This window comes from Acinetobacter sp. WCHAc060033 (assembly GCF_004209125.1).
GTDB classification, from domain to species: domain Bacteria; phylum Pseudomonadota; class Gammaproteobacteria; order Pseudomonadales; family Moraxellaceae; genus Acinetobacter; species Acinetobacter wuhouensis.
In genome coordinates this window covers 1-578 of the sequence record NZ_SGSW01000177.1, presented here as the reverse complement: position 1 = coordinate 578, position 578 = coordinate 1, and the positions used below count along the sequence as shown (strand labels likewise).

1 protein-coding gene is annotated in these 578 nt (G+C 32.9%); it reads left to right on the top strand.

Translation table 11 applies throughout. The annotated features are described in order from the left end of the window. The first annotated feature begins 101 nt into the window (after positions 1–101). The gene (locus tag EXE10_RS21165) at positions 102–575 is read left to right on the top strand and encodes a hypothetical protein (protein WP_015060716.1); all 474 of its coding nucleotides are present in this window, start codon (positions 102–104) and stop codon (positions 573–575) included. Positions 576–578: the final 3 nt, after the last annotated feature.

Sequence of the window (578 nt, the reverse complement as noted above, 5' to 3'; positions counted from 1 at the left end):
TAATTACACTTGTTTACATATATTGTTTTGTACTCACAAATCAATTTAGGTATAATGTATTTATCAGGTCGATTGGCGACCTCATACAAAGGAATTAAAAAATGACTGATTTAGTTTTGTTGACTGATGAAGAAATCGCAGACATGAGCTATGACAGCTTTAATAAAACCGACCTAGTTGCTATGCAGTCAATGCAAGAAAGCGAATTTCCACGCTATACAGTTGCAATGGCTCATACAATTTATGTATGGGAAAATATCTTATATCAAGAAGCAAGCCGATTATGTGAAAGCTATGACGGGGGAGTATGGGAAACTAAAAACGGCTTTTGGACTTTGCAATCTGATTCAATTTTTTATATGGAAAATGGATGGGACGAAGCGTTTAACCTGAATGCCCTAGAATTTTCAATTGTGGTAAATTTATTTGCATTGTCTAAAATTGCAATGATGACATACAGCTCAAAACCTGCAATCAATCGCAGAGCCGTTTTTTTTAGTGATTACATAAAAGACGTTATACATAAAAATAGGAATGTTTTAGATACTACAGCAATTTATAAATTGATTTATTAAAAG